This is a genomic window from Patescibacteria group bacterium (assembly GCA_026417895.1).
GTDB lineage: Bacteria > Patescibacteriota > Patescibacteriia > UBA2591 > CALHIP01 > CALHIP01.
Map to the genome: position 1 here is coordinate 43,843 of JAOACJ010000002.1, position 8,765 is coordinate 52,607.

11 protein-coding genes and 5 tRNA genes are annotated in these 8,765 nt (G+C 32.2%); all 16 read right to left on the minus strand.

Features of this window, described 5'->3' with window-relative positions; genetic code table 11:
• Positions 1-27: 27 nt before the first annotated feature.
• On the minus strand, positions 28-555 hold the full coding sequence (locus tag N2259_00380) for a hypothetical protein (protein MCX7778698.1): 528 nt from the start codon (positions 553-555) through the stop codon (positions 28-30).
• A gap of 129 nt (positions 556-684) precedes the next feature.
• Positions 685-755 (minus strand) — tRNA-Trp (locus tag N2259_00385).
• Between the two features lie 26 nt (positions 756-781).
• Positions 782-943: a 50S ribosomal protein L33 gene (rpmG, locus tag N2259_00390; protein ID MCX7778699.1), complete on the minus strand. Its 162-nt coding sequence runs from the start codon at positions 941-943 to the stop codon at positions 782-784.
• A gap of 22 nt (positions 944-965) precedes the next feature.
• Positions 966-1,038: transfer RNA gene (locus tag N2259_00395), tRNA-Thr, on the minus strand.
• Between the two features lie 18 nt (positions 1,039-1,056).
• Positions 1,057-1,140, minus strand: a tRNA-Tyr gene (locus tag N2259_00400).
• Between the two features lie 11 nt (positions 1,141-1,151).
• A tRNA-Thr gene (locus tag N2259_00405) sits at positions 1,152-1,224 on the minus strand.
• On the minus strand, positions 1,215-2,045 hold the full coding sequence (locus tag N2259_00410) for a hypothetical protein (protein ID MCX7778700.1): 831 nt from the start codon (positions 2,043-2,045) through the stop codon (positions 1,215-1,217). The genes N2259_00405 and N2259_00410 overlap by 10 nt, the downstream gene beginning before the upstream one ends.
• Before the next feature lie 115 nt (positions 2,046-2,160).
• The gene (locus N2259_00415; protein MCX7778701.1) at positions 2,161-3,030 is read right to left on the minus strand and encodes a class II fructose-bisphosphate aldolase; all 870 of its coding nucleotides are present in this window, start codon (positions 3,028-3,030) and stop codon (positions 2,161-2,163) included.
• Positions 3,031-3,039: 9 nt separating this feature from the next.
• Positions 3,040-3,822: a triose-phosphate isomerase gene (gene tpiA, locus N2259_00420; GenBank protein MCX7778702.1), complete on the minus strand. Its 783-nt coding sequence runs from the start codon at positions 3,820-3,822 to the stop codon at positions 3,040-3,042.
• 19 nt (positions 3,823-3,841) lie between these two features.
• Complete coding sequence (locus tag N2259_00425) at positions 3,842-4,309, minus strand: small multi-drug export protein (protein MCX7778703.1); 468 nt, start codon at positions 4,307-4,309, stop codon at positions 3,842-3,844.
• A complete protein-coding gene (gene scpB / locus N2259_00430) occupies positions 4,306-4,833 on the minus strand; it encodes an SMC-Scp complex subunit ScpB (protein MCX7778704.1) in 528 nt (175 codons plus the stop codon). Before scpB ends, N2259_00425 begins: the two co-directional genes overlap by 4 nt.
• A gap of 54 nt (positions 4,834-4,887) precedes the next feature.
• A tRNA-Val gene (locus tag N2259_00435) sits at positions 4,888-4,961 on the minus strand.
• 8 nt (positions 4,962-4,969) lie between these two features.
• Entirely contained in the window at positions 4,970-5,662 is a 693-nt protein-coding gene (locus N2259_00440; GenBank protein ID MCX7778705.1) for a segregation/condensation protein A, read from the minus strand.
• Between the two features lie 54 nt (positions 5,663-5,716).
• Positions 5,717-6,187 carry a YbaK/EbsC family protein gene (locus N2259_00445; GenBank protein MCX7778706.1) on the minus strand — a complete coding sequence of 157 codons (471 nt, stop codon included), beginning with the start codon at positions 6,185-6,187 and terminating at the stop codon, positions 5,717-5,719.
• Between the two features lie 7 nt (positions 6,188-6,194).
• On the minus strand, positions 6,195-6,488 hold the full coding sequence (locus N2259_00450; GenBank protein ID MCX7778707.1) for a hypothetical protein: 294 nt from the start codon (positions 6,486-6,488) through the stop codon (positions 6,195-6,197).
• A gap of 11 nt (positions 6,489-6,499) precedes the next feature.
• A partial coding sequence (locus N2259_00455) for a GNAT family N-acetyltransferase (GenBank protein ID MCX7778708.1) occupies positions 6,500-8,765 on the minus strand: 2,266 nt, incomplete at its 5' end.

Here is an 8,765-nt window from a genome sequence, read left to right on the forward strand (position 1 = left end):
TATAAAAAATCTTTGGTCATTAATTGGTCATGAATTGTCCCACTTTTTTCTTTTTTCAGCTAAAAGAAGAATTTTGTCAGTTTTTATTTTTGCTTCCTGAATCAAAAACAATTTGTTAATACCAGGAATCATTTTGACGAGCATCAACAACCAATCTCGAATAAGGATCATAATTTTTTTTATATTGATTTTAATCTCACGGAGAAGTATTTCTATTTTTGAAGCCGTCTCTTCGCCCTTTTTTCTAAAAATTAATTTTTGTTCAGCCGTTAAAGAATTATAAATTTCGTCTAAGTTTTCTGAAAGAATTTGTTCAATCTCAATAAGAATTGGAGACTTTTCTCTTTTTGGCGGAAGCAAAACTTCTTCGACTGGCGTAGGAAGGGTAACGGCTGGCGGTGGAGCGGTCGTTAGTATTTCACCCCCCCCTTCTATTTTCGCTTCTTTCTCTTTTTCTGTTTCCGTCTCTTTTTCTGGTGGGGTAATGACCTCTTTTTTTTCAGACTTTTCAGAAATATCTTCTCTTTCTTCTTTTTTAAAAGGAAAAATAGCCATAAATTTAGAATTTATATTAGAATAGATTAATTAATAATATCTTAAAATATCCGCAAATATCCACCAAAGACATTTAAAAGACATTTAAATATTAGCAATTTAAAAAAATAGGTCAAACTAAATAAAAAACGGGGCTACTCCGATTCGAACGGAGATCAACGGTTTTGGAGACCGCTATTCTACCATTGAACTATAGCCCCATGGTTGATTGCCGGTTTTTATATAATTATTTCGTTTCTTTGTGTAAAGTATGTTTTCGACAACTTGAACAAAATTTTTTTAGCTCTAAACGATTTTTAATTTTTTTCTTATTTTTTCTTGTATAATAATTTATCCGATGACAATCAGAACATTCTAATTTAACTAAATTTTCTTTAATTCTTCCCATAAAATTTAATTATTAATTTCTTAGCCAGCGGTCGGACTCGAACCGACAACCCACTGTTTACAAAACAGTTGCTCTTCCTGTTGAGCTACACTGGCAAATTTATTTTTGGTATTTGGGCGGGGGAGGACTCGAACCTCCGAAGTCCAAAAGGACCCCAGATTTACAGTCTGGTGCAATTGCCGCTATGCGACCCGCCCATTTTTACTAAAGCCCACTCGCGGACTTGAACCGCGGACCTACTCCTTACCATGGAGTTGCTCTGCCAGCTGAGCTAAGTGGGCAAATTCTTAATTTTTTCTTCCCACTCACTAATCTTTTGATTTTCCGGATTCACTTCTTTCAGTTTAGTAAGGTATTTTTTTGCTTCCTCTTTTTTCTTTAAAATTATAGAGTTTTCTATTAAAAAGTCAAGAATTTTTGGATTATTTGGTTCAAACTCTAAAGCTTTTTTAAAATAAAAAAGAGATTTTTTTTCGTTTTCTGTTTTTTGATAAAAATTTCCTAAATCGATGAGGCGATTAATTAACTCTACAACTAAATCTTTGGGAATGCCCTCCTTCTTTCTTTGAAACCTTTGCCACCACTTTATTGACTGCCAGGTCAAATCTAAAAGATGTTTTAAATTTTTTTCCGCCAAAGAAAATTTATTTTGAATAAAATAGATTTCGGCTAAATTTTTAAAAATTCTCACATCAACTGGGCTAAGAGAAGCAGCTTCAAGAAATTTTTTTTCTGCTTCTAAATAATTATTCGTTGCTAAAAGTTTTTCTCCTTGTTCAATAAGAGATTTTACCTCTGCTTCTAATGCGAGAGGTCTTTTCTTTAATATTTTTTCACTTTTTTCTTTTAAATATTTACTTTCTAAAGCGATAAGTTTTTTGCTTAAATTTTCTATTTTTTTCTGAAAAAATTCCTTGAAGGTCATTTTTCTTAGTTTTTCTTTTATCTTTCTTTCCAAGATAAAAATTTTTAATTTTCTCTGTCTCTCTTTTAAATTTTTTTGCTCTTCAATGTTAACTGGAATTAAAAGTTTACTGAAAATAATTTTTAGACAGAAAAGAAAAGAAAAGGAAGCAATTAAAATTAAAAAAATGTCAATCATGGTAATTAATGAATAGTTTTTAACTATTGGTTCTGGTTATCTAGTTATTAGTTATTTTAAAACTAGGACCAATAAACTAAGACTAAATAAAAACTCATGGCCAATAACTAATAAACTAGGCTTTGCCGAGGCTACTAAATATCTCAATTTTCTTCTCAACAAGTCGCTTAACTGCCTCGATAGAGTGAGATAAAATTTTTCTTGGATCAATTTCCTTTTTTTCTTTTTTTAAAAATTCTTTTAATGCTGTGGAAAAAGCAATATTTATTTCTGTATGAATATTGATAATTCTTATCCCTAAAGAAATGGCTTTTTTAATCTCTCTTTTTTCCAACCCTGAGGCGCCATGAAGAACAAGAGGAATTTTTACTTTTGCAGAAATTTCTTTGAGTCGGGGAAAATCCAATTTTATCGGATGCTCCATTTTCCAAACGCCATGAACATTACCAATCCCAACGGCCAAGGTATCAACTTTTGTTTTCTTAACAAACTGATAAGCTTCATTAGGGTCAGTTAAAAATTCTTCTCGATGATACTGAAATCTCCTGATATCAGAAATAGTCTTTGGTACCCTGCCAATTTCTCCTTGAACCAAAACGCCGTAGCGATGAGCATATTCAACAACCTTTTTTGTCAAGGCCACGTTTTCGTCAAAGGGCAGCTCTGAAGCATCAATCATAATAGAAGAAAAACCAGACTGAATACATTCGACAGCTGAATGAAATGTTTCGCCGTGATCAAGATGAAGAACAACAGGAATGGAAGGAACGACGTTTTGAGCTATTGTCTTAACAAGATGAGTAATCGGTTTAAGGCCGGCGTAACGAATCGAACGAGCACTCACTCCGATAATAATCGGTGATGATTTTGCCTTTGCCGCCAAGGCCACCCCCAAGGTAGTCTCTAAATTATGAGTGGCAAAACAACCTAAAGCATAATTTTCTTTTTCTGCTTTTTTTAAAATTTGTTTTAGGTGAACAAGCATATTTTATTTTCAATGATTAATCGAAAATTTTTTAATCATCGACAAGAATTCATCTGTTTTCAAAGAGGCGCCACCGACTAACACACCATCGACATTTTCCTGCTCCAGAAAATCACTGACATTATTTTGTTCAACACTTCCGCCGTAAATTATTCTGACATTGTTCTCAATAAAATCAATTGGTAAAAAATCAATTAATCTTTGTTTTATTACTCGATGCGTGTATTCGGCTTCGGTTGGCTCTACCGCCTGACCAGAACCAATCACCCAAACCGGTTCATAGGCAATAACGATTTGATTTTTTTCATCGAAATGAATGCCATCTAAAGCAGCTGAAACTTGTTGAATAATGACAAAGTCTTTCTGTCCAATTTGTCTCTCTTCAAACTTCTCGCCAACGCAAAGAATTGGTATTAAACCATGATTTAAAATAACTTTTACTTTTTTGTGAATCATTTCGTCATCTTCTTTAAGATAATTTCGTCTTTCAGAATGACCAACAATGATATACTTAACACCTAATTCTTTAAGCATTAAAACGGAAATTTCGCCAGTATAAGCACCCCTCTCTTCCCAAAAAACATCCTGGGCACCAAGACAAATTGGCATTTCTGTTTTTTTTATTAGTTCTCCCACCTTTGGTAAAGCAGTAAATGATGGACAGAGAACTATTTCAAGGTTGCCAAGATTTTTTATTTTTTTTAGAGCAGCTAAAATTTCTTTAGTTAGATTTTCTGTTTCTGTTAGACTAATAGACATTTTCCAGTTAGCAATGAATATTTTATTTTTCATATAAAGCAACTTAATTATTCTATATTATCTTAATGAAAGTAAAAAATCCGGTACTTATAAATGTAACAATTAAGCCAGCAATTAAAATTCCGACAAAAATTAGAAAAAGTGATTTAAGATATGGAATACCAAAGAGAAAACTGGCAATGGCACCAGTCCAGGCGCCAGTCATAGGTAAGGGAATGGCAACAAAAACAACCAAGGCTAGGTCGCCGAATTTTTGATATTTTTTGTAAAACCTGTTTCTAGTTCTTAAAAAAAGCCAGGAGAAGAATTGATGAAAAATTTTAAAATTTTTCATTAAAAATTGAGATAGGTTTGGCAAAAACCACAAAAGGAAAAAAATTGGTAAAAGGTTGCCAATGACAGAAAAAGTAAATGCTTCTAAAGGAGAAAGACGGAGCACCGAGATGGCAAAAGGAATGGTTCCCCGTAATTCATTGATTGGTAGAGTAGATAAAAGAATAGTTTGAATTTGTGGACTCATTGATTCAAATCAGAAATTCTAATTTCTAAATGATGAAATTTTTCATAATCAGGTAATTCTTTTTGACTTCTTAAACCGAGATGTTTTAGAAAATCAAAACTAATATTATAGAGTATTTTTTCGTTTTCCTTCAATTCATCAATTAAGCCTTTAACCATTAAATGTCTCAAAATAATGGAACAATTCACGCCTCTTATTTGATCGAGTTCTTCTTTGGTAATTGGACCACGATAAGCAATAATCGCCAGAGTTTCTAGAGCGGCAGGAGTAATTTCTTCTTTCATTTCATAATCTAAAAATTTTTTTACCAGTTCGCTAACACTAGGATTAGTGGCAAGTTGAAACTTGTCTTCTTTATTTAGAATAATAATGCCTCTTTCCTCCGACTGATATTCTTTCATTAATTCATCAATAGCCGCCTCAATTTCCTCTAATGGTTTTTTTGTTATCTTCGCCAGTTCTTTTTTAGAAAGAGGTCGATCAGAGACAAAGAGAATGGCCTCAAGACTTGATTTAAGACTCATAAAAATTATAAATTAGAAAAATTTTTCATCTATTTTCTTATATTTCTTATTTAATGGGCATGAGAGGATTCGAACCTCTGACCTTACGGATGTGAACCGTACGCTCTAACCAACTGAGCTACATGCCCAACAACTATTATCTTCTATAAATCTTGATTTCGCCAAAAATTTTATTTTGTTCAACTTTTATCATCTGCCTTTTCACTAATTCTAAGATAGCTAAAAAACTAATAATAATTTCTAATTTAGATTTTGCTTTTTTCATTAAAAAATTAAAATTAAATTTTCTTTTTAACTTCAGAATCCCGTCAATCTCTTTAATTTTATCAGTTAAAGAAATTATTTTTCTTTTTATTTTTTTTCTAATTAAAAGCTCTTTTTCTAGATTTTTAATTAGTAACTGAAAAGAGGTGAAAATTTTTTTGAGGCCGACCTTTTTCGGCGGAATAAAAAGCCTTTCATTTAAGAAAAATTTTTCCCGAGAAAAGGAGTATCGTTTGTGACCCAGAATGTCTTTAATAATTTTTGTTGCCTGTTGATACTCTTTATAAATTTTAAGCTGCTCTTCAAACTTCAAAATTTCTTTCTCCTCTTCTTGAGTCAAATGAGGTAGTAAAATAATCGATTTGAGATATAAAAGTTTAGCCGCTAGGTAGAGAAAGTCCGCTAATTCGTGCAAGGCAACGTCTTTGATTTTGTCTAAATAGTCAATAAATTGATCAGTAATTTTAGCTAAAGAAATTTTAGAAATATCTAATTTTTCTTCCTCAATCAATTTTAAAAGAAGATCAAGTGGTCCGGAAAATTGATCCAATTTAATCTCATACATAAAATAATAAACAATGAATTTCTATATCCTCTACGGTTCGGTTGTCGAAGCAAACTATTTTTTCTTACTGAAATTACCCTGAGTAGGTTTTTCTAGTTTTAGGAAATCTTTTACCTTTAATCTCAAAGAATCAGTATAACTACCAGCATTAATAATCATCTCCTTCGTCTTCAATAAAGCTTTATCAAGATAAAGTGGTACCCTTTTATGAAGTGAAGCAAAAGGAGTAATAGTCCCTGGCTTAATCTTAAAAAAGGTTTTCATTACTCCTTCTTTGGCAATTTCAACTTTCTTTGCTTTGAGTGCTTTTTTTAATTTCTTTAGGTCGGCTAATCTTGAAGCCGGCAAAACTAAAATAGCATAACCTTTCTCGGTTTTAATCACCAAGGTTTTGGCAATCTTATTAATTTTTTCTCGAAGTGTTTGGGCTAAGTCGTAAGCAGTATAAACAGTGCGGTGAACAATCTTTTCAAATTTAACTTTATTTTTCTCAAGATAATTAAGAATTTTTTTAGGGATGGCCATAAAATTTTTAATTTTTAATTTTTAAAGGCAGTTTTTGCCCTTGATTCAAAATTCTTTTTGCTAACTGTCGACCGAAGGTAGTTAGCTTGATTTCTTTAATAAATAATTTATGAGGAGTTTTTTTTGCCACAACAGAAATCAGTTCTTTTTTCATTAATCTTTCTAAACTCTTAGTAATAATACCTTTAATATTTTTACCTGCTCTTCCTTTATAAAATTTAACTATTTCCTCAAATAAAATTTTACCAGAACGAAAATAAGATTCAAGAATAATTTTTCTTTGCAGATTTGATAGATACATAGAATGCTGTTTTAATCAACCATTACTTCATATTTTTGATACAACGCATCTTCACCTTCATCATAGTAGTCAGGAACAAGCACAGACTCTTTTAATAAAACACCTAAATTCTTTAAATCTTCCTCATGTCTTTCAAAAAGATCTTGAGAATCTTCGCGAAGATGCATATCAAAGAAAATTGATTGATTCCTAATTTTAGCTTCTTCTTTAATTCGTTTAATTACTTCCTTAACAAGAGACCAACCCAAGCCTTGTCCTCGTGAATCAGGTCTGACTGCAATATCGTCAAGATAAACACAAAACTCGCCTTCATCAGTTTCATCTTCATAAGCAATAGCATAGCCAAGTAATTTTGACTCTTGCTCATCTAATCTTTGTCCATAAATGACGACAGAGTATTTCAAGCCATTTTTCTCTTTTAAATCATTAATCATCTCTTGTCCGCGTACTAAACCAATTTCTTGATAAACCTGGCGCTCTAACTCTACAATCAATTTAAAATCATTTTCATTTAAATTTCTCTGTAGAAGGTTTCTCAACTCAATTTTTTTAGATACCGCCCTCTCTCTTCTTTTTCTTTTTTCTTTGATCAATTTAACCGACCTTCCTTCAGCCTCAAGAAAATAATCATCTCGACCATTATACCCTCCAATTTTAGAATATTTTGTCCCAGCTTCGGGCAATTTAGCCAACTCAGAAGGAGTGGGTAAATCATTATTTGCTTTACCTAAAACAAGTTTTTTTACACCAATTGCCTGAGCGTATCTTGTCAAATAAGTCCGCAATTGATGCCAAAGCTCAGTTGGATAATTTGAGGAATAAAGTGTGTTGGCTTCAATATTATCAACAACTAAAGATGTTTCACCATTCTCGTCCGCACCAAGCCAACACCAAGCCGCTAAAATTGGTTCCCCTTTTGTTTCGTCATAAATATTAACAATCTGAATACCTAAATCAGTTAAATAATCAGCGATTGGAGATTCCTCGCCCATATGGCTTGATTCAATACGAATACAACAAGGTGAATAATTTCCTTGGTAAAGATCAATATCTGGGTTTCTGGGCCAGACAAAAATGCTCATTGGTCTATTTTCTAACTTTTCTTTTTCTTTTTCTCCTTTTTCAGAAAAAAGATTAACCAGGGTTTGGGTATCAGATTCAAAATGAGTAAATTGTTCACTCACCCTTTCCTCTATTTCCTGCTTTAAAGATTCTGCTCTTTCTTGACCAAGAGGAGAAAGTAAAGACACGAAATTGTTGCGAAAAAATGCCAAGCGTCTTTCCAGTTGAGACAATCGTTTTATCAAATCTTCTTTAATTTGAGCTAATTCTGACTTAATTTTTAACAGTTCGGCGCTTTGATAGATCTTGGTTGACAGAAGTTCTTGATATTTCTTCTCTTTATTAGTCAGACTTTCTTGTGTTTCGATTAAGTCTTTCTTTAAAACCGTGAAGCTATTAATTTCGCCCAAAATTTTATCCCAAAGAGAGATTTTTTTAATTTTTAAAAGTTTGTTCTTCAAGTTTTCAATTCCTTTTTTAATGCCTTCCCTTTTCTTCTCGCTAGTGGTTTGAGTCAATATCTTTTCCATTTCTTTAATGTTTATCTCTATTTCTTCAGCTTCTCTTGGTAAAACTTCTGTTTGAACGAGTTCTTTTTGGTAATTCTTTAAAACACCTTTGATTTGATAGGTATAAATTTCAATTGTTTGGCCTAGACGATTAATTGGAAAAGATATTCTTTCAGACAATGGGACTAATTCTTTGCCTGTCCGAAGAATAAAATAGTGAGTTTCTTCATAATTAAGCCATCTTTCAGTGTTAATTCCGCCTCTTTCTAACGCTCTAATAATTTCTCTATTGCGCGAAAAGGTCAAAAGTTTTTCCTGCATCCTCTGACGAAATGTCAAGCTTTGTGGGTCCAGATCAGGAGATCGTGTAAGAATTTCTTTTTTGCTTTCAAAAAGAAATCGAATTTTTTCTTTAGCAATTTCGTCAAATTCGGGGTATTTAATAATAAGTTTTGTGGCAAAACGAGGGTTGTTTAAAATAGCATCTTTAAAAAAGTCATTTTCCTTAACAAGAGAAATAAACTTTTCCGAATTTCTAATAAACACACATAGGCTTATAGCAGATTCAATTGAGTTTTTAATTTGAGAGGCAAAGCCGGGACAAAAATTTTCAATTTCATAGACTATTGCTCGAAGCTCTGGAAGATTATTAAATAATTCTTCTGCAGAAATAAAACAGGACCAGTTCTCTTGGATTTTGAAGGCG

Excerpts from the sequence above, each read along its gene's own strand:
- N2259_00380 (MCX7778698.1), bottom strand. The coding sequence starts at position 555 with ATGGCTATTTTTCCTTTTAAAAAAGAAGAAAGAGAAGATATTTCTGAA.
- N2259_00445 (MCX7778706.1), bottom strand. The coding sequence starts at position 6,187 with ATGGCCATCCCTAAAAAAATTCTTAATTATCTTGAGAAAAATAAAGTT.
- N2259_00440 (MCX7778705.1), bottom strand. The coding sequence starts at position 5,662 with ATGTATGAGATTAAATTGGATCAATTTTCCGGACCACTTGATCTTCTT.
- tpiA (MCX7778702.1), bottom strand. The coding sequence starts at position 3,822 with ATGAAAAATAAAATATTCATTGCTAACTGGAAAATGTCTATTAGTCTA.
- rpmG (MCX7778699.1), bottom strand. The coding sequence starts at position 943 with ATGGGAAGAATTAAAGAAAATTTAGTTAAATTAGAATGTTCTGATTGT.
- N2259_00415 (MCX7778701.1), bottom strand. The coding sequence starts at position 3,030 with ATGCTTGTTCACCTAAAACAAATTTTAAAAAAAGCAGAAAAAGAAAAT.
- N2259_00425 (MCX7778703.1), bottom strand. The coding sequence starts at position 4,309 with ATGAGTCCACAAATTCAAACTATTCTTTTATCTACTCTACCAATCAAT.
- N2259_00450 (MCX7778707.1), bottom strand. The coding sequence starts at position 6,488 with ATGTATCTATCAAATCTGCAAAGAAAAATTATTCTTGAATCTTATTTT.
- scpB (MCX7778704.1), bottom strand. The coding sequence starts at position 4,833 with ATGAGTCTTAAATCAAGTCTTGAGGCCATTCTCTTTGTCTCTGATCGA.
- N2259_00410 (MCX7778700.1), bottom strand. The coding sequence starts at position 2,045 with ATGATTGACATTTTTTTAATTTTAATTGCTTCCTTTTCTTTTCTTTTC.